Here is a 17662-nt window from a genome sequence, read left to right on the forward strand (position 1 = left end):
CGGGACACCGGCGGCCGGATCTTCGGCCCGCCCATTCGAGGAGGGATGCTTCGATGGGGGAGAAGGTCGTGGCAGGTCGGTTCGATCTGTCCGACCGCCAGCGCTACCGCGACAAGCTCCGGAAGTGTCTGGCGGGCCTGGAGCGGCTTCTGGCGGAGAAGCGGTTCGATCGCCCGAAGAACCTCATGGGGCTCGAGATCGAATTGAATCTCGCTGGAGCCGACGGCATGCCGAGAATGTTGAATGCGCAGGTTCTCGAGCGGATCGCGAGTCGGGATTTCCAAACAGAACTCGCCATGTTCAACCTGGAAGTCAACATTGCCCCACACCGGCTCGGCGGGCAGGTATTCGACCAGCTCGCGGAGGAACTCCGTACCTCCCTGGCATATGCCCACCGAAAAGCCGGAGAGCTGTCCGCCGGAATCGTGATGATCGGCATTCTGCCGACACTCGACCGGGACGACCTGGTCTCCTCCAACCTCTCCGACGTGGACCGCTACACGCTCCTCAACGACCAGATCGTGGCCGCCCGCGGCGAGGACTTCGTGCTCGACATCGCGGGCGTGGAGCATCTCACCTGCACCTCGAAGTCCATAGCCCCCGAGGCCGCCTGTACCTCGGTCCAACTGCACCTCCAGGTCACCCCGGCCCGCTTCGCCGACGTCTGGAACGCCGCGCAGGCCGTCGCCGCCGCGCAGGTCGCGGTCGGCGCCAACTCGCCGTTCCTGTTCGGCCGGGAGCTGTGGCGCGAGTCCCGGCCCCCGCTGTTCCAGCAGTCCACCGACACCCGCCCGCCCGAACTCCAGGCCCAGGGCGTCCGCCCGCGCACCTGGTTCGGGGAACGCTGGATCTCCTCCGCCTACGACCTCTTCGAGGAGAACCTGCGCTTCTTCCCCGCCCTGCTGCCGATCTGCGACGACGAGGACCCCCTGCGCGTGCTCGACGAGGGCGGTGTCCCCTCGCTCGCCGAACTCGTCCTGCACAACGGCACGGTGTACCGCTGGAACCGCCCGGTCTACGGCATCGCCGACGGCGTCCCGCACCTCCGTGTCGAGAACCGTGTACTGCCCGCAGGACCCACCGTCACGGACGTCATCGCCAACGCCGCCTTCTACTACGGCGTCATCCGCGCCCTCGCCGAGGAACAGCGCCCGGTGTGGACCCGGCTGCCGTTCGAGGCCGCCGCCGCCAACTTCGACACCGCCTGCCGGCACGGCATCGACGCCCGCCTCCTGTGGCCCCGGCGCGGCCGGTACGGCGGCGTCACGGAGGTCGACGCGGCCGCCCTCGTACGCGATGAACTGCTGCCGCTGGCGGAGGCCGGTCTTGAGGCGTGGGGTGTCGAGCGCGCCGACCGGGATCTGTATCTCGGGGTCATCGAGGAGCGGTGCAGGCGCCGGGCCAACGGCGCGTCCTGGCAGTCCGCCACCTTCCACCGGGCTCTGGAACAGGGACTGTCCCGCGATGCCGCCCTGGCGGCGACGACCCGCCGCTACGCCGAGCTGATGCACCTCGGCGAGCCCGTGCACACCTGGCCGGTGGGGTTGCCGGAGACCGTCCCGCTCGGCTGAGGGCACCCTGAACGGGGGCCGCCGCCGTCCACCGCATACTGGTCGGGCAAGCTGTGACGTCCGATGACGGTGGTGCCCCTGGGAGGCAGTGTGCAGGCGGAGGCGAGCCCGGTGGCCGGTTCATTCCCTCCGGAGGGCCCCGCGCGGCGCATCCTGCGGGACGAGACGCTGCTGGTACTGGCGCTCTCGCTCGGTGCGAGCGGGGTCTCCGCTTTGATCAGCTTCATCGGCTCGGTCACCAAACCCGGCGGCCTCAAGGACCAGGCGGCCACGCTCAACGCCTCCGCCGCGCCGGGCCGCCCCTGGCTGGACCTCGCCTGGCAGCTCTTCGGGATCACCACCTCCCTGGTGCCGGTGCTCCTCGTCGCGCACTTCCTGATGCGCGAGGGCAGCGGCCTGCGCGCCCTCGGCTTCGACCGCACCCGCCCCTGGTTCGACCTGGGCCGGGGCGCCGCGATCGCCGCCGTGATCGGCAGCAGCGGCATCGCCTTCTACCTCGCCGCACGCGGCCTCGGCTTCAACCTCACCGTGGTGCCGGAGGCGCTGCCCGAGGTGTGGTGGAAGTACCCGGTGCTGATCCTGTCGGCGCTCCAGAACGCGATCCTCGAAGAGGTCATCGTGGTCGGCTATCTGCTGCGCCGGCTCCACCAGTTGGGCTGGACACCCGGCACCGCGCTGGTGGCCAGCTCCGTGCTGCGCGGCTCGTACCACCTCTACCAGGGCATCGGCGGCTTCATCGGCAACATGGTGATGGGCGTGGTGTTCGTCTACCTCTACCGCCGCTGGGGCCGCGTCGGACCGCTGGTCGTGGCGCACTCGCTGCTCGACATCGGCGCGTTCGTCGGGTACGCGCTGCTCGCGGGGAAGGTGGACTGGCTGCCCACGGCCTGAGCAGGCGGGGCAACAAGGGGCGTACGAACATCTCGTACGCCCCTTTCGGCTGCTAGGCCAGCAGTTCACCGTCGATCACGGTGACCGCGCTGCCGCTCAGCAGCGTGCGGTCGCCGCGCACCTCGGTGCGGACCAGGCCGGAGCGCGGGGAGGCCTGGAGGCCGGTGAGGTCGGGGCGGCCGAGGCGGTCGGACCAGAACGGCGCCAGGGCGGTGTGGGCGCTGCCGGTGACCGGGTCCTCGTCGATGCCCACGTTCGGGAAGAAGCAGCGGGAGATGAAGTCGTAGCCCTGTGAGGGGTCTTCCGCGCGGGCGGTGGCGATGATGCCCCGCTCGGAGAAGACGCCGAGGGCCCGGTGGTCGGGGGTCAGGGCGCGGACGGTCTTCTCGTCGGCGAGCTCGACCAGCAGATCGCCCACGTTCGGGCCGGTGTCGAACGTGCTCAGCGGCTCGGCGCCGAGCGCTACGGCGACGCCGTCCGGGATCTCGGTCGCGGTGAGCGGGGCGGTGGGGAAGTCGAGGGTGAAGGAGCCGTCCTCGCGCGGCGTGGCGATCAGTACGCCGCTGCGGGTGGCGAACCGCACCGGGCCCTCGTGGGCGCCGGTGGAGCGCAGGACGTGGGCCGTGGCGAGCGTGGCGTGTCCGCACATCGCGACCTCGGCCGCCGGCGTGAACCAGCGCAGCGCCCAGTCGGCCTCGGGGTCGTCGGACAGTCGGTGGGCGAACGCGGTCTCGGCGTGGTTGACCTCCATGGCGACCTTCTGGAGCCAGTCGTCGGCGGGGAAGGCGTCGAGGAGCAGGACCCCGGCGGGGTTCCCGGAGAAGGGGCGGTCGGTGAAGGCGTCGACGATTCGGATGCGCATCCCCCGACCGTAGAGGGGCGACAAAGCCGCAGGCCAAGGCCAATTCGGGGGTGCTGGACCGATTTCGGGCGCGGTGGGCTGTCGGGAGGGGGTTGTCGTAAGAACAGTTCCGATATATCGTTGACGCATCGCGACAGATCAACGATGGAATGGAGTGATTGCGATGCGTTCCCATGGATTCGAGCGTGGACACGGTGGTGCCGGTCGTGAGGGCCGGGGCGGTTTCGACGGTCGGCGGGGTGCCTTCGGGCCCTTCGGGCCGGGTGGTCCCGGCTTCGGTGGCCCGGGGTTCGGTGGTGGCCCCGGCCCGGGAGGGCACTGGGGGCCGAGGGGCCGTGGCGGACCGCGGGGGAGGGCGCGGCGCGGTGATGTGCGCGCCTCGATCCTGGCCCTGCTCAAGGACCGGCCGATGCACGGCTACGAGATGATCCAGGAGATCGCCGAGCGCAGCGGCGGGGCGTGGAAGCCCAGCCCCGGCTCGGTGTACCCGACCCTCCAACTGCTGGAGGACGAGGGCCTGATCACCAGCGAGAGCGAGGGCGGCAAGAAGCTGTTCTCCCTCACCGAGTCCGGCCGTACCGCGGCCGACGACGGCCCCGAGGCGCCCTGGGAGGAAGCCTCCCGAGGCGTGGACTGGGAGGCCGTGAACGACATCCGGCAGGCCGGGTTCGGCCTGATGGAAGCCTTCGGTCAGGTCTGGAAGACCGGCAGCAAGGAGCAGCGCGAGAAGGCGATCTCCGTGATCAACGAAGCGCGCAAGAAGCTGTATCTGATCCTTGCCGACGAGGACTGACGGCAGTTGTCGCTGTGGCGCCCCGTGGAGCCTTCCGCGGGGCGCCGTTCTCGTCGTACGGCCCTCAGCTCACCAATCCCGCCAGCTTCCGCAGCGACTCGTTCAGGGCTGCCGTGCCCGAGTCCTTCAGGCGCCCGGCCATCAGGGACACCGCGGCGCCGGTGAACTCCCCGTCGATGCGCACGGTCGTGGCGTCCCCGTCCGGCGTCAGGGTGTAGCGGGTGGCGACGCTCACGGCCATCGGGCCCTTGCCGCGCAGCGCCAGCACCCGGGCCGGTTCCAGCTCCTCGATCGTCCACTCGACCTCGGCCGGGAAGCCCATCAGCTTCATGTTCTCCTGGAAGGTCCCGCCCACTTCGAGCGCCGTCGGCCCGCCCTTGGGGAAGCTGGTGTGGGTCGCGTTCCACTCGCCGTACGCGGGCCAGTCGACGAGTTGCGCCCACACCTTGTCGGCCGGTGCCCCGATCCGTGCCTCCGCGCTGACTTCGGCCATGCGACCACCCCTTCGTCTCGGGCTACGGTGTCGCGGAACGTAGTCGCAGGGCCTGGAACATTCAATACTGATGAACCGTCAGGAAGTGTGCAGGGAAGTTGTGCGGCAAGAGCCTCAGCCGACGAGTCGGATGACCGCCGCGTCGAACAGGTCCCACGCGCGCGGGTGCGTGCTCTCGTCGTGGCAGTGCCAGGCGTCCCAGAACAGGTCGGCGGGCAGCGCGTCCTCCGGGGCGTACACCCGGTAGACGTACTGTCTGCCGTCGACGGCCGGCAACGCGACCAGCCAGCACGTGCTCTCCATGCACCTGTTGGACGTCCAGGAGGGCGCCGTGGTTGCGTACGAGGCGCGGTGCAAGGCGGCGCGCGCCCATCGGGCGACAAGGGCCTGATCTCATCCTCAAGGAGGAGATTCCGGCCCGCCGGGTCCACTCCGCGTGGGACGCGAAAATGCATCCCTCCGTGGATGACCCGGTCCGCCGGGGCTGATGGGGTAAGGGTGTGCAACCCCGTATCCCCCGTCAGCCGGACCACGACCAGACCGGAGGGCGCCCGGACGACGATGCCCGGCTCACGGCCGAACTGGCAGCGGTGATCTCCGGCGCCCGCCGACGTGCGGTGCGGGACGCGGACCGCCAGGTCGACACCGCCCATCTGCTGCACTCCCTGCTGGAGTACGACCCCGAGGTGCGGTCCGTCTTCGGCGACGGGCCGCAGATCGCCCGGCTGCTCGGCTATCTCGTCCAGCGCAGCATCGGCTACGGCCTGCGCTGGCAGGGCAGCGTCGAGGACTCCGGGGCCGTGCCCGTGGTGACCGAGGCCGACGGGCTCTCGCCGCTGGCCGCGGGCGCGCTGGAGTACGCCTGTGCCCGTGCCGCCAGCCGGGGCGACGAACCCGCGCGGGGCGTCGATCTGCTCGCGGCGATCGTCGTGGACAAGGAGACGCGGGCGGTCGAGGTGCTCGCCCGCGCGGGGATCAGCGCGGTCGAGGTGTACGCCCGGATCGACAGCCGACCGGAGCGGCACGCCTGGGAGGGCGGCTACTGAGGGCGAAGCCAGAGCCTCCCCGTGCCGTCCATTCGCTGAGACAGGTGTCATCGGGGGTGACGCTCATGTCATCGCCTGTCATCATGTGCCGGTGCGTACGTCAGAGAGCAGTCAGGGCAGTCGCGGCAAGGGGATGGGGCTCGGCCTCGCCCTCGTCTCCGCGCTCGCCTTCGGGGGATCCGGTGTCGCGGCCAAGCCGCTGATCGAGGCGGGGCTCGACCCGCTGCACGTGGTGTGGCTGAGGGTGGCCGGAGCGGCCCTGGTGATGCTGCCGCTCGCCGTGCGCCACCGGGACCTGGTGCGCCGCCGCCCCGCGCTGCTCGCCGGGTTCGGACTGCTCGGTGTGGCCGGTGTGCAGGCCTTCTACTTCGCCTCCATCTCCCGGATCCCGGTCGGGGTCGCGCTGCTCGTGGAGTACCTTGCGCCCGCGCTGGTGCTGGGCTGGGTGCGGTTCGTGCAGCGGCGTCCGGTGACCCGGGCCGCCGCGCTCGGAGTGGTCCTCGCGGTCGGCGGGCTCGCCTGTGTCGTCGAGGTGTGGGCGGGCCTCAGCTTCGACGCCCTCGGCCTGCTCCTCGCTCTCGGCGCCGCCTGCTGTCAGGTCGGCTACTTCGTCCTGTCCGACCAGGGCACCGACTCGGCCGACGAGGCCCCGGACCCGCTCGGCGTCATCGCCTACGGCCTCCTCGTCGGCGCCGCCGTGCTGACCGTCGTGGCCCGTCCCTGGTCGATGGAGTGGTCCGTCCTCGCGGACAGCGCGGACATGAACGGCACCCCGGTCGCGGCCGCGCTGCTGCTCTCCTGGATCGTGCTGATCGCCACCGTCGTCGCCTACGTCACCGGCGTGGTCTCGGTGCGCAGGCTATCCCCGCAGGTCGCGGGCGTCGTCGCCTGCCTGGAGGCGGTCATCGCGACCGTGCTGGCCTGGGTCCTGCTCGGCGAGCACCTCTCCGCCCCGCAGATCATCGGCGGCGCGGTCGTCCTGCTCGGCGCCTTCATCGCCCAGTCCTCGGCCCCGAGCAAGGGCTCCCCGGAACCGGTCGCAGGCGGCGGCGGCGAGCGGGAGCCGGCTGCCCGGAGCGCGGCCGCGTAAGGGTCTGGCCGGCCCCTCCCGTCGGCCGCCGGAGGGCGTGCCGACGGCGGCGATGGGGGAGACCCGAGCGGGGCCGAGTGCGGGGGCGTGCGATCGCAAGGCGCCGAGGCCGCCGGCGACAGGGGCGGTGGGCGCGAAGAGCCGGCGGGGCCTTCGGTCACCCGAGGTAGGCGGGAAGCTCCGTGCCGGGCGCCAGGTCCGGGTCGTCGAGCGGGGTCTCGTAGCCCTTGCGCAGCGGGACCACTCCGGCCCAGTGCGGGAGGGCGAGGTCCTCGGGCTCGTCGTTCACGCCGCCCGTGCGGAGCTTCGCGGAGACCTCGTTCAGGTCGAGGCGGATGACGGCCGTGGCGGCCAGCTCCTTCTTGTTCGCGGGCCGGGAGTCCGCCGAGCGGCCCGGGACCACGTGGTCGACCAGGGCGTCGAGGGCGAGGCGCTTCTCCTCCGGGTCCGTCACCTGGTGGGCGACGCCGTGCACCACCACGGACCGGTAGTTGATCGAGTGGTGGAAGGCCGACCGGGCCAGGATCAGCGCGTCCACATGCGTGACGGTCAGGCACACCTCGAGCCCCGGGTCGGCCTGCCCCGTCATCCGCAGCGGGCGCGAACCGGTCGAGCCATGGACGTAGAGCCGGTCACCGACCCGCCCGAAGAGCGTCGGCAGCACCACCGGCGCACCGTCCCGGACGAAGCCCAGGTGGCAGACATAGGCCTCGTCGAGTATCGAGTGCACCAGCTCCTTGTCGTACGACGCCCGCTCGGCGGAGCGGGTGGGAACGGTGCGATCGGTCGGCGTGTAGGCGGTGGGCTCCGATGTCGGCTGCTGCGTCCCCTGCATTGCGGTCTCCATTGCACTAGTGCATAATCTGGTTTGTGCTAGGAGAATATCGGATCACTGGTCGGCGCGCAGCAGAGATTGCGGCCGGTATCGAGGCCGCGGTCGGTTCCGGAGCGCTGGAACCGGGGCAACTGCTGCCGCCCATGCGAGAGTTGGCGATCGAGCTGGGCGTGAATCCCAATACGGTCGCGGCGGCCTATCGCACCCTGCGGGAGCGCGGGGTCATCGAGACCGCCGGGCGCCGGGGCAGCCGAGTGCGCCCCAAACCGGCCACCACCGCCCGCGAGTACGTCCGCACGGACGTGCCCGCCGGAGTGCGGGACTTGGCGAACGGCAACCCGGACCCGGCTCTCCTGCCCCCGCTCGGCCCGGCGTTCGCGGCGGCGACGGAGCGGGGCGACCGCGATCCGGTCCTGTACGGCGACGAGCCCGTGGATCCCGAGCTGGCGCGCATCGCGCGGGCGCAACTGGACGCCGACGGGGTCGCGGAGGGGCCGCTGGCCGTCACCTCCGGCTCGCTGGACGCCATCGAGCGCGTCCTGGCCGCGCATCTGAGGCCGGGGGACACCGTCGCCGTCGAGGACCCCGGCTGGCGCAGCGCCCTCGACCTCGTCCCGGCGCTCGGGCTGCGCACGGCGCCCGTGGGCGTCGACGACGAGGGACCGCTCCCGGACGATGTGCGCCGCGTGCTCGGCGCCGGGGCCCGCGCCCTGCTCGTCACCGACCGGGCCCAGAACCCGACCGGCGCCGCGGTGAGCGCGACACGCGCGCGTGTGCTGCGTTCCGTGCTCCGGGAGTACCCGCGGACCCTGCTGATCGAGGACGACCACGGTCACGCGATCGTCGACGTCCCGCTGCGCCCCCTGGCCGGCATTACGCAGCACTGGGCCTTCATCCGCTCCGCCGCCAAGGCCTACGGCCCCGATCTGCGCCTCGCGGTGCTCACCGGCGACGAGGTCACCGTCGACCGGGTGCGCGGCCGCCAGCGCCTGGGGCCCGGCTGGGTCAGTCTGACCCTCCAGCGGGCCGTGGCCCGGCTGTGGGCGGACGGCGCCATCGACCCCGCGGCGGTCGCGGCGCGGTACGGCAGCCGCCGGTGTCTGCTGATCGACGCGCTCGCCGAACGGGGTGTCACCGCGCGGGGCCACACCGGCATGAACGTCTGGGTGCCGGTCCCGGACGAGACGGGCGCCGTCTCGCGTCTCCTGCACGCGGGCTGGGCCGTCGCCCCCGGCGCCCGTTTCCGCCTGAACTCAGGCCCCGGGATGCGCGTCACGGTCTCGACCCTGACGGAGGCGGAGACCGGCCCCCTGGCCGACGCCATCGCCTCGGCCGTACGGCCCGCTCCGGACCGCAGTGGGGTCTAGCGCCTGTCCGGCAATTCCCGCCTGCCACGCGACGCCTGGCACGCACGCGTGAACCGGCTTCGCCCGACTCGCGCGGAGGCACCCCCGTCGCCGCCGGGCGGACGACGGGAACTGTCGGACGCCCTAGTAGGGCTTGGTCAGGTTCGTATGGGTGTGGGTATGTCCCGGTGGCAGGTGGGGCAGGCGCCGGCCCAAAGGGCGAGGAGTGTCTGTAGCTCGCGGACGACTTGGTAGAGGCTCAGGCCGGCGCTGCTTCTTTTGGGGTCCGGGCCAGTCGTTGCAGCGTGCAGAAGGCGTGCGCGACGGAGACGAGGGTGACGTGGTGGTGCCATCCGTTCCAGGTCCGGCCCTCGAAGTGGGCGAGTCCCAGGGCCTGTTTCATCTCCCGGTAGTCGTGCTCGATGCGCCAGCGGAGTTTGGCGAGGCGGACCAGTGTGGTCAGGGGCATGCCGGAGGGCAGGTCGGACAGCCAGTACTGCACCGGCTCGCTCTCGCCGGCCGGCCATTCGGCCAGCAGCCAGCACACAGGCAGTTCCGGGCCGTCGACGTGCTGGCGGACCTCGCGTCCGGCGGGCCGGATCCGCAGCGCCACGAAGCGGGAGTACCATCCGCTTGCGGCCGGAGCGGCCGGTGCCGGGCCGGGAGCCCTCCCGCCACTGCACCGGCCGGGCCGCCTTCCGGCCCGCCGCGATGACCAGCTCCTTCACCGGCCGCGGCTTGTCGGGATACTTCGCCACCGGCGGGCGTCCGGACCCGGAGTGCGGTTCGGCCACCGGCACCGCGTCGGCGGGCTGGGCAGACAGCGTGGTGGAGATCCCCACCACGTAGTTCAGGCCGCGTTCCTGCAGTCCGTTCCGGAACGCGGCGGCGTCACCGTATCCGGCGTCCGCGACGGCCAGCGGCACCTCGATGCCCCAGGAGCGGGTCTCGTCGAGCATATCCAGGGCCAGCTGCCACTTCTCCACATGCCCGACATCGTCCGGGATACCGCAGGCTGTGCGGCGGGCGACCTTGTCCGCATCGGCCTTCGGCGAGGCGGGATCCCAGCTCTGGGGCAGGAACAACCGCCAGTTGACCGCCGCCGAGGCGTGGTCGGACGCGAGGTGGAGGGAGACGCCGACCTGGCAATTGGTGACCTTGCCGGCCGTGCCGGTGTACTGCCGCGACACACACGCCGAGGCAGTCCCGTCCTTGAGGAACCCTGTGTCGTCGAAGACGAAGGCGTCGGGCCCGATCCTCTCCTCCATCCGCCAGGCGAGCTGGGCCCGGATGTGTGCCGGGTCCCAGGGACTGGTGGTGATGAAGTTGGCCAGTGCCTGCCGGTTCCCGTCCTCACCCAGGCGGGCGGCCATCGGCTCGACCGATTTACGCTGCCCGTCGGTCAGCAGCCCCCGCAGATAGACCTGCCCCCACCGTCGCTGATCCCTGCGCGCAAACGGCTCGAACACCTCCGCCGCGAACGTCTCCAACTCACCACGCACCAACGCAATCTCGTCCGGAGTCACACACTCTCAACGCCACACCGGCCCAGCAGGACACGCAACACCACAACCGACCTGACCAAGCCCTACTAGGACGCCGCCTCGGCGCGCTCCCGTGCGGGCGGCTCGCTCGGCTCGGTTTCGACGGCCACCGGTCCCCGCTCGCGCGGGCGTATCTGGGTCAGTGCCGCGCCCGCCAGGACGATCAGCGCGCCGACCGGCGTCGACCAGGTCAGGGACTCGCCGAGCAGGGCGACGCCCGCCGCGGTGGCGATGACCGGGATGAAGTACGTGACCATCTGGGCGGTCGTCGGGCCGACTTCGGCGACGAGGCCGTACTGGAGCAGCACCGCGAAGCCGGTGCCGAGGGCGCCGAGGGCCGCGACCGCGAGCAGGGGGAGCAGCGGGAAGTCGGTCGGGGCGCTGGTGAACAGCGGGGTGACGACGGCCAGTTGCCCAGTGGCGAGCAGCAACTGGGCGCCGGTCAGCGACAGGTTCGAGGCGTCGGCCCCGGCCAGTGTGCGCCGGACGTAGATCCAGCCGATCGGGTAGCAGAGCGAGGCCAGCAGGGCCATGGCGGTGCCCCGCGCGTCCATGCCCGCGAAGCCCTGCCAGGCGCCGAGCACCGTCAGGACGCCGAGGAAGCCCAGGCCGAGGCCCGCGACCCGGAGCCGGGTGGGCCGGTCCTCGGAGAGGGCGACCAGGGACAGGGCCATGCCCCACAGCGGGGAGGTGGCGTTGCAGATGCCCGCGAGCGTCGAGGGGATCGTCAGCTCCGCGTAGGCGAACAGCGAGAACGGCAGCGCGTTCAGCAGCAGCGCCGCGACCGTCAGATGCCCCCAGGTGCGCGCCCCGCGCGGGAGCCCCTCCCGCCGTACCGCCATGGCGACGGCGAGCACCGCGGTACCGAACAGCAGTCGGCCGAAGGTGACCTGGAACGGGGCGTAGCCGTCGGTGCCCACCTTGATGAGCAGGAAACTGAAGCCCCAGATCAGGGAGAGGGCGGCGAAGCGCAGGCGCCAGTCGAGCAGCGAGCGGGAGCGGGTCATGGGACCAGGGTGCGGTACGACGATCTCGTAGCACAAGTGAGAATTCGCGAGCCGTATCTCGTAGTATTGCTTACATGTTGAACCTGGAGCGCCTGCGCACCCTCGACGCCCTCGCCCGGCACGGCTCGGTCAGCGGCGCGGCCGAAGGGCTGCACATCACCACCTCCGCCGTCTCGCAGCAGATGTCCAAGCTGGAGCGGGAGGTCGGCCAGCAGTTGCTCGCCAAGAACGGCCGAGGCGTGCGGCTCACCGACGCCGGACGGCTGCTTGCGGAGCACGCGGCCCGGATCCTGTCCCAGGTCGAGCTGGCCCAGTCCGACCTGGAGGCACAGCGCGGCCAGGTCGCGGGCGAGCTGAGACTGGCGGCGTTCCCGACCGCCGCGCGCGGGCTCTTCCCGGTCGCCCTCGCCGCGCTGCGCGCCGAGCACCCGGCGCTGCGCCTGCGCTCCAGCGAGCTGGAACCGGAGAACGGAGTCGCCGGAGTGGTCCGCGGCGATCTCGACCTGGCCGTGGTGCTCGACTGGTACAACAAGCCGATGCCACTCCCGGACGGCCTGGTCAAGGCGCCCATCCTGGACGACCCCGCCGATGTGGCCATGCCCGTCGACCACCGCTTCGCGGACCGCGAGGAGGTGGACCTCGCCGACTTCGCCGAGGACGAGTGGATCACCTGGGGCCAGGGCGAGTTCTGCCACGAGTGGCTGATGTTCACGCTGCGCTCCAAGGGCATCGAGCCGATCGTCGGCCACCGCGCGGCCGAGACCCACACCCAACTCGGCCTGGTCGCCGCGGGGCTCGGCGTCTGCGTGGTCCCGCTGCTGGGCCGTAACCCCATGCCCGCGGGTGTCGTCGCGGTGCCGCTGCGGCAGCGGGTGCGGCGACATGTGTACGTCATCTGGCGGGCGGACGCGGACCGACGTCCCTCGATCAGAGCGGCGGTGAAGGCGCTGCGGGCGGCGGGGGAGCGGGTCGGGGCTAGCTCGACCCCAGCTTTCTGAAGTCCCAGGACACCGTCTTCCGCGGAGTCAGTCGCATCCATGCGTGCCGGCCGTCATGCGGCATCTCCTCCAGGCCGAAGTTCTTCCGCGCGAACAGCGTCTCGATGGCGTCGAGTTCGGCGCACAGCTCGCCGGTGCGGGGGATCTCGCCCACGAACTCCACCGTCCCGGACAGCTCCGCGCCGCGCAGCTCGTCGTACTCCTCGCCCGTGTCGATCACCACGGCGACCCGCGGGTCGCGGCGCAGCTGGGTCCAGCGCCTGCTGCGCACCACCGAGTACAGCCACAGCGAGGTGCCGTCCCAGGCGAACCACAGGGTGCTCACATGCGGGGCGCCGTCCGCCGACACCGTGGCGACCCGGCAGGTGCGCTGGGTGTACAGGAACTCGTCCAGCTCGCCCGGCGTCATCATGATCTTCCGGCCCCGGCGCTGAGTGACGGTCATGCGGCCCCCTCTTTCTCCCACGTCGTGTCAGAGGAGATCCTCTGACATCACGTCAGAAAAGAATGGGCTGTCTTCCGTCCGCACGCAATGGTGGCTATCGTCGCCCGCTCCAGACCGTCGGCGACAAGGGGGAACCGTGCCGTCGTACGACCAGCTCAGCGAACTCCTGGACCCCGCGGGCACCGTCCTGCTCACCGTCGAGTGCCAGCAGGGGGTCGTGGGACCGGACAGCGCACTGCCCGAACTCGCCAAGGAGGCCCGCTCCTCCGGCGCCCTCGCCAATGTGGCCCGGTTGGTGGCCGGCGCCCACGCCACCGGGGTCCAGGTGATCCACGCGCTCGCCGAGCGCCGCCCCGACGGCCGTGGCGCCAACCGCAACGCCCGTCTCTTCCGCGCCGCCGAACGGCTGCCCGTCCAGCAGCTGTCCGGCACCACCGCGGTCCGGCTCGCCGCCCCGATCGAGGTCAGGGAGGAGGACTTCGTCGTACGACGGCTGCACGGCCTGTCGCCGATCCAGGGCACCGATGTCGACGCCCTGCTGCGGAACCTTGGCTGCCGCACGCTGGTCGTGACCGGGGTCTCGGCCAATGTGGCGATCCCGAACGCCGTGTTCGACGCGGTCAACCGGGGCTACACGGCCGTGGTGCCCACCGACGCGATCGCCGGAGTGCCCGCCGAATACACCCCCGCGATGATCCGGCACACCCTCGCGCTGGTCGCCACGCTCACGACCACGGACGAGGTGCTGGCCGCCCTCGGGCGGGACCGGCGGCTCAGGCCAGTGTGATCGACTCGCCGTCCACCGTGACCTCGCGGGCGGGCAGCGGCTGGGTGGCGGGCCCCTTCTGCACGCTGCCGTCCTCGATGGAGAACCTGCTGTTGTGACACGGGCAGGTGATCGCGCCGTCGGCGACGCCGGTCACCGGGCAGCCCTGGTGGGTGCACTCGTACGAGAACGCCTTGAAGGTGCCCGCGGTCGGCTGGGTGACCACGATCTTGTGGTCGTTCAGGATCTTGCCGCCGCCCTCCGGGATGTCCGAGGTCTTCGCGACGACCGTCGCGGCGGCACCGGCCGCTCCGGACGAACCGGATGACTTCTCGTCCTCCGACCCGCACGCGTTGAGCGCGAAGGTGAGCCCCACGGCGCCGACGCTCGCCACGATGGTACGGCGGCTCGGGGTCGCGACGGGGTGGAGCGGTTCGCTGGTCATGCCGGTCTTCCCTTCCACGGGGGTCTGACTTGCGCCCTGAGGTACGGGCGGCGCGGGTTTCCCGTTCAGAGCGCCAGTAACCTGGGGCGATGCTCAAGGAAGTGATCGCGACCCGTTTCATCACGCCGTTGCGTGAGGGCGGCTCGCTGCCGGGGCTCGTGGAGGCCGACGACTTCGGGACGTACGTCCTGAAGTTCCGCGGCGCCGGACAGGGCCGCAAGACGCTGGTCGCCGAGGTGGTGTGCGGGGAACTCGCCCGTCGGCTGGGGTTCCGGATGCCCCGGCTGGTCACGGTCGAGGTCGATCCGGTGCTGGGTCTCGGCGAACCCGAGCAGCAGGTGCAGGAGCTGCTCAGGGCCAGCGGGGGGACCAACCTGGGGATGGACTTCCTGTCCGGCGCGCTCGGCTTCGATCCGCTCGCGTTCACGGTGAGCCCCGAGGAGGCCGGGCGGATCCTCTGGTTCGACGCGCTGGTCAACAACGTCGACCGCTCCTGGCGCAATCCCAACCTGCTGATGTGGCAGGGGCAGTTGTGGCTGATCGACCACGGCGCCACGATGATCTGGCACCACAACTGGCCCGGCGCGGAGGCTTCTTCGGCCCGCCCCTACGACGCCTCGGACCACGCGCTGACGCCTTTCGGCCCGGATGTGGCCGCGGCGGCAGCGGAGTTGGCACCGCTCGTCACCGAGGATCTGCTGACGGAAGTGACGGCGGAGATCCCGGACGCCTGGCTGACCGACGAGCCCGGCTTCGACACCCCGGACGACCTCCGACGGGCCTACGCGCGCCCGCTCCTGGCCCGGGCCGCCGTCATCCACGAGCGAATCGAGGGCACCAAGTGAGCGACGACCGCCACTTCATCAAGGGAGGCCCGAGCGAGCGCGAGGTCTTCGAGTACGCCGTCCTGCGCGTCGTCCCCCGAGTCGAGCGCGGCGAGTGCATCAATGCCGGAGTACTGGTCTACTGCCGAGCCAAGTCCTACATCGGCGTCCGAACCCACCTGGACGAGCCCCGCCTGCTGGCCCTGGACCCCGAGGCGGACGTGCCCGGAGTCCGAGCCGCCCTGACCGCCGTGGAACGCGTCTGCTCCGGCGGCGACGCAGCGGGCCAGGCCGCCACCGACGACCCCGGCCGCCGCTTCCGCTGGCTCATCGCCCCCCGCTCGACCATCGTCCAACCGGGCCCCACCCACACGGGCCTCACCACAGACCCGGCAGCGGAAACAGAACGCCTCCTGGACCTGCTCGTACGGTGACTCAGCCGCGCCGCCGCTTCACGACGTAACCGGTCGCGACGGCACCGCCGGCGACGAGGGCGAACCCGGCCCCGGCCGCCCAGCCGCCGACCCCGGAGTCCGCAGCACCGCCGAGCCCGCCGCGGACGCCGAGCGTCGGGGTGACGGTGGCGGCGGGGGTGGGGGTGAGAGTGGCGGGCGGGACGGTACTGACGGCGGTGCCGAGCCGGGGGAGCACCTCGCAGGCGACGCCGTCGTCCGGGCCCTGATCCTCGTCGAGTCCGTGCGGATCACTGGGGTCGCGGTTGAACTCGGCCTGCGCTTCCTCCTGGGTGGTGAAGTCGCGGCAGTCCAGGTCCTGCGCGTGTGCTGTGTCGGCCAGCGGCACGATCGCGGCTATGGCGATCAAGGTGCCGACGGCCCCGGTGCGACGGCGCATGGTGCGCCTCCTTTCCGGGCCGCGGACGGCCCTCGGTCGACGCTAGGGGCGACCTGGCGCCGGGACGCGCGGGGCGGGTCCGAACGGGTGCTCCCGGCGCCCGTGGGTGCGGGAGGATGGCGGAAGAGGTCAGGTAATGGATCACATGGGGCCGGGGTGCCGTTGACACCGGGTGCCAGGGCTTCTAGCGTCACGTCTGCTGAAGGTACTAAGCGGTCGCTCACCGACGAGCCGACCGCTGAGCCGCACCCCAAGGGCGAGGAGAAGCAGCCATGTCCACCACTGACCAGCGGGTCGCCGTAGTCACCGGCGCAGCGCGCGGAATCGGTGCCGCCACCGCCGTACGGCTGGCCGCCGAGGGCCACGCGGTGGCCGTCATCGACCTCGACGAGGGCGCCTGCAAGGACACCGTGGAGAAGATCACCGCGGCGGGCGGCAAGGCCCTCGCGGTCGGCTGTGACGTCTCCGACGAGGCGCAGGTCGAGGCGGCCGTCGCGCGGATCGCCGAGGAGCTCGGCTCGCCGACCATCCTGGTCAACAACGCGGGCGTGCTGCGCGACAACCTGCTGTTCAAGATGAGCGCGTCCGACTGGGACACGGTCATGAACGTCCACCTGCGCGGCGCCTTCCTGATGTCGAAGGCCTGCCAGAAGCACATGGTGGACGCCAAGTTCGGCCGGATCGTCAACCTCTCCTCGTCCTCCGCCCTCGGCAACCGCGGCCAGGCCAACTACTCCGCCGCCAAGGCCGGTATGCAGGGCTTCACCAAGACCCTCGCCATCGAGCTCGGCAAGTTCGGCATCACCGCCAACGCCGTCGCCCCCGGCTTCATCGCCACCGACATGACCGCGGCCACCGCGGAGCGCGTCGGCATGGGCTTCGACGACTTCAAGGCCGCCGCCGCCACCCAGATCCCGGTCCAGCGCGTCGGCTACCCCGAGGACATCGCCAACGCCATCGCCTTCTTCACGGGCGAGGCGGCCGGCTTTGTCTCCGGCCAGGTGCTGTACGTCGCCGGCGGACCGCTCGACTAGGAGATCACGCACATGACAACGGTGGAACTCTCCGGCAAGGTCGCCCTGATCACGGGCGCCAGCCGCGGTATCGGCTACGGCGTCGCCGAAGCGCTCGTCGCGCGCGGCGACCGGGTCGCCATCACGGGCCGCAACGAGGACGCCCTCAAGGAGGCCGTCGAGCAGCTCGGCTCCGACCGCGCGATCTACATCGCCGGCAAGGCGCACGACGAGGAGCACCAGGCCGTCGCCGTCCAGCGCACCATGGAGGCCTTCGGCCGCGTCGACTTCCTGGTCAACAACGCCGGTACCAACCCGGTGTTCGGGCCGATCGCCGACCTGGACCTGGGCGTCGCCCGCAAGGTGTTCGAGACCAACGTGATCTCGGCGCTCGGCTTCGCGCAGAAGACCTGGCACGCCTGGCAGAAGGAGAACGGCGGAGCGATCGTCAACATCGCCTCCGTCGCCGGCATCGCGCCCTCGCCCTTCATCGCCGCCTACGGCGTCAGCAAGGCCGCTCTGATCAACCTCACCCAGCAGCTCGCGCACGAGTTCGCGCCCAAGGTGCGGGTCAACGCCATCGCCCCGGCCGTGGTGAAGACCAAGTTCGCCCAGGCGCTGTACGAGGGCCGGGAAGCGGAAGCGGCCGCCTCCTACCCGCTGGCCCGCCTCGGCGTGCCCGCCGACATCGGCGGCGCCGCGGCCTTCCTCACCTCGGAGCAGTCCGACTGGGTCACCGGTCAGACCCTCGTCGTGGACGGCGGCATCTTCCTCAACGCCGGCGTCGGCTGACCGTCGTAGGACCGAATCGGGCCCGTGTCTCCCCGGCGGAGGCGCGGGC

Annotated in this window: 21 protein-coding genes and 1 pseudogene; 12 read left to right on the forward strand and 10 right to left on the reverse strand. The window is 71.5% G+C overall.

Annotated elements, in window-relative coordinates; translation table 11 throughout:
• Positions 1-53 precede the first annotated feature (53 nt).
• Together BN159_RS35895 and BN159_RS35900 are read left to right on the forward strand one after the other, a co-directional pair.
• Positions 54-1571, forward strand: coding sequence for a glutamate-cysteine ligase family protein (locus BN159_RS35895; RefSeq protein WP_015661941.1), 1518 nt, complete (start codon positions 54-56; stop codon positions 1569-1571).
• A gap of 90 nt (positions 1572-1661) precedes the next feature.
• Complete coding sequence (locus BN159_RS35900) at positions 1662-2462, forward strand: CPBP family intramembrane glutamic endopeptidase (protein WP_015661942.1); 801 nt, start codon at positions 1662-1664, stop codon at positions 2460-2462.
• Positions 2463-2514: 52 nt separating this feature from the next.
• On the opposite strand, the gene BN159_RS35905 is transcribed toward BN159_RS35900, so the two are convergent.
• Positions 2515-3324 carry a PhzF family phenazine biosynthesis protein gene (locus BN159_RS35905; RefSeq protein ID WP_015661943.1) on the reverse strand — a complete coding sequence of 270 codons (810 nt, stop codon included), beginning with the start codon at positions 3322-3324 and terminating at the stop codon, positions 2515-2517.
• Between the two features lie 163 nt (positions 3325-3487).
• On the opposite strand from BN159_RS35905, the gene BN159_RS35910 reads away from it, so the two are divergent.
• On the forward strand, positions 3488-4117 hold the full coding sequence (locus tag BN159_RS35910; RefSeq protein ID WP_015661944.1) for a PadR family transcriptional regulator: 630 nt from the start codon (positions 3488-3490) through the stop codon (positions 4115-4117).
• Between the two features lie 64 nt (positions 4118-4181).
• On the opposite strand, the gene BN159_RS35915 is transcribed toward BN159_RS35910, so the two are convergent.
• The gene (locus tag BN159_RS35915) at positions 4182-4610 is read right to left on the reverse strand and encodes a type II toxin-antitoxin system Rv0910 family toxin (protein ID WP_015661945.1); all 429 of its coding nucleotides are present in this window, start codon (positions 4608-4610) and stop codon (positions 4182-4184) included.
• A 114-nt stretch (positions 4611-4724) separates the two neighbouring features.
• Positions 4725-4913 carry a hypothetical protein gene (locus tag BN159_RS35920; RefSeq protein WP_015661946.1) on the reverse strand — a complete coding sequence of 63 codons (189 nt, stop codon included), beginning with the start codon at positions 4911-4913 and terminating at the stop codon, positions 4725-4727.
• A gap of 197 nt (positions 4914-5110) precedes the next feature.
• On the opposite strand from BN159_RS35920, the gene BN159_RS35925 reads away from it, so the two are divergent.
• Positions 5111-5656 carry a Clp protease N-terminal domain-containing protein gene (locus BN159_RS35925; RefSeq protein WP_015661947.1) on the forward strand — a complete coding sequence of 182 codons (546 nt, stop codon included), beginning with the start codon at positions 5111-5113 and terminating at the stop codon, positions 5654-5656.
• Positions 5657-5741: 85 nt separating this feature from the next.
• Positions 5742-6746, forward strand: a complete 1005-nt coding sequence (locus BN159_RS35930) for an EamA family transporter (RefSeq protein WP_041820353.1) — start codon at positions 5742-5744, stop codon at positions 6744-6746.
• A 157-nt stretch (positions 6747-6903) separates the two neighbouring features.
• Here BN159_RS35930 and BN159_RS35935 read toward each other — a convergent pair whose 3' ends face one another.
• A complete protein-coding gene (locus tag BN159_RS35935; protein ID WP_015661949.1) occupies positions 6904-7581 on the reverse strand; it encodes a pyridoxamine 5'-phosphate oxidase family protein in 678 nt (225 codons plus the stop codon).
• Between the two features lie 35 nt (positions 7582-7616).
• On the opposite strand from BN159_RS35935, the gene BN159_RS35940 reads away from it, so the two are divergent.
• Positions 7617-8948 carry an aminotransferase class I/II-fold pyridoxal phosphate-dependent enzyme gene (locus BN159_RS35940; protein ID WP_041820355.1) on the forward strand — a complete coding sequence of 444 codons (1332 nt, stop codon included), beginning with the start codon at positions 7617-7619 and terminating at the stop codon, positions 8946-8948.
• 238 nt (positions 8949-9186) lie between these two features.
• Here the strand turns inward: BN159_RS35940 and BN159_RS47880 are convergent, their stop codons facing one another.
• The 3 genes and pseudogenes from BN159_RS47880 to BN159_RS35950 form a co-directional block, all read right to left on the reverse strand.
• Positions 9187-9540 (reverse strand): IS701 family transposase, encoded by a 354-nt coding sequence (locus BN159_RS47880; RefSeq protein WP_015661951.1) that lies wholly within the window; start codon positions 9538-9540, stop codon positions 9187-9189.
• A gap of 1 nt (position 9541) precedes the next feature.
• Positions 9542-10453 (reverse strand): annotated as a pseudogene (locus BN159_RS35945) (IS701 family transposase); the annotation flags it as partial.
• Between the two features lie 65 nt (positions 10454-10518).
• Positions 10519-11478, reverse strand: coding sequence for a DMT family transporter (locus BN159_RS35950; RefSeq protein WP_015661953.1), 960 nt, complete (start codon positions 11476-11478; stop codon positions 10519-10521).
• A 74-nt stretch (positions 11479-11552) separates the two neighbouring features.
• On the opposite strand from BN159_RS35950, the gene BN159_RS35955 reads away from it, so the two are divergent.
• Positions 11553-12476: a LysR family transcriptional regulator gene (locus BN159_RS35955; protein ID WP_015661954.1), complete on the forward strand. Its 924-nt coding sequence runs from the start codon at positions 11553-11555 to the stop codon at positions 12474-12476.
• On the opposite strand, the gene BN159_RS35960 is transcribed toward BN159_RS35955, so the two are convergent.
• Positions 12454-12921, reverse strand: coding sequence for a pyridoxamine 5'-phosphate oxidase family protein (locus tag BN159_RS35960; protein WP_015661955.1), 468 nt, complete (start codon positions 12919-12921; stop codon positions 12454-12456). The genes BN159_RS35955 and BN159_RS35960 overlap by 23 nt on opposite strands.
• Before the next feature lie 136 nt (positions 12922-13057).
• Between BN159_RS35960 and BN159_RS35965 the strand changes: the two genes are divergently transcribed.
• On the forward strand, positions 13058-13708 hold the full coding sequence (locus BN159_RS35965; protein ID WP_015661956.1) for a cysteine hydrolase: 651 nt from the start codon (positions 13058-13060) through the stop codon (positions 13706-13708).
• On the opposite strand, the gene BN159_RS35970 is transcribed toward BN159_RS35965, so the two are convergent.
• A complete protein-coding gene (locus BN159_RS35970; RefSeq protein WP_015661957.1) occupies positions 13695-14132 on the reverse strand; it encodes a Rieske (2Fe-2S) protein in 438 nt (145 codons plus the stop codon). The genes BN159_RS35965 and BN159_RS35970 overlap by 14 nt on opposite strands.
• Before the next feature lie 89 nt (positions 14133-14221).
• Here BN159_RS35970 and BN159_RS35975 point away from each other — a divergent pair, with 89 nt between their 5' ends.
• Entirely contained in the window at positions 14222-14977 is a 756-nt protein-coding gene (locus tag BN159_RS35975; RefSeq protein ID WP_015661958.1) for a HipA family kinase, read from the forward strand.
• The gene (locus BN159_RS35980; RefSeq protein ID WP_015661959.1) at positions 14974-15390 is read left to right on the forward strand and encodes a DUF3037 domain-containing protein; all 417 of its coding nucleotides are present in this window, start codon (positions 14974-14976) and stop codon (positions 15388-15390) included. The genes BN159_RS35975 and BN159_RS35980 overlap by 4 nt, the downstream gene beginning before the upstream one ends.
• A gap of 1 nt (position 15391) precedes the next feature.
• Here BN159_RS35980 and BN159_RS35985 read toward each other — a convergent pair whose 3' ends face one another.
• Positions 15392-15808: a hypothetical protein gene (locus BN159_RS35985; protein ID WP_015661960.1), complete on the reverse strand. Its 417-nt coding sequence runs from the start codon at positions 15806-15808 to the stop codon at positions 15392-15394.
• Between the two features lie 272 nt (positions 15809-16080).
• On the opposite strand from BN159_RS35985, the gene fabG reads away from it, so the two are divergent.
• Together fabG and BN159_RS35995 are read left to right on the forward strand one after the other, a co-directional pair.
• On the forward strand, positions 16081-16842 hold the full coding sequence (gene fabG, locus BN159_RS35990; RefSeq protein WP_015661961.1) for a 3-oxoacyl-ACP reductase FabG: 762 nt from the start codon (positions 16081-16083) through the stop codon (positions 16840-16842).
• A gap of 12 nt (positions 16843-16854) precedes the next feature.
• Positions 16855-17613, forward strand: coding sequence for an SDR family oxidoreductase (locus BN159_RS35995; protein ID WP_015661962.1), 759 nt, complete (start codon positions 16855-16857; stop codon positions 17611-17613).
• The last annotated feature ends 49 nt before the right edge of the window (positions 17614-17662 follow it).

The sequence above is a fragment of the Streptomyces davaonensis JCM 4913 genome (assembly GCF_000349325.1).
Taxonomy (GTDB): domain Bacteria; phylum Actinomycetota; class Actinomycetes; order Streptomycetales; family Streptomycetaceae; genus Streptomyces; species Streptomyces davaonensis.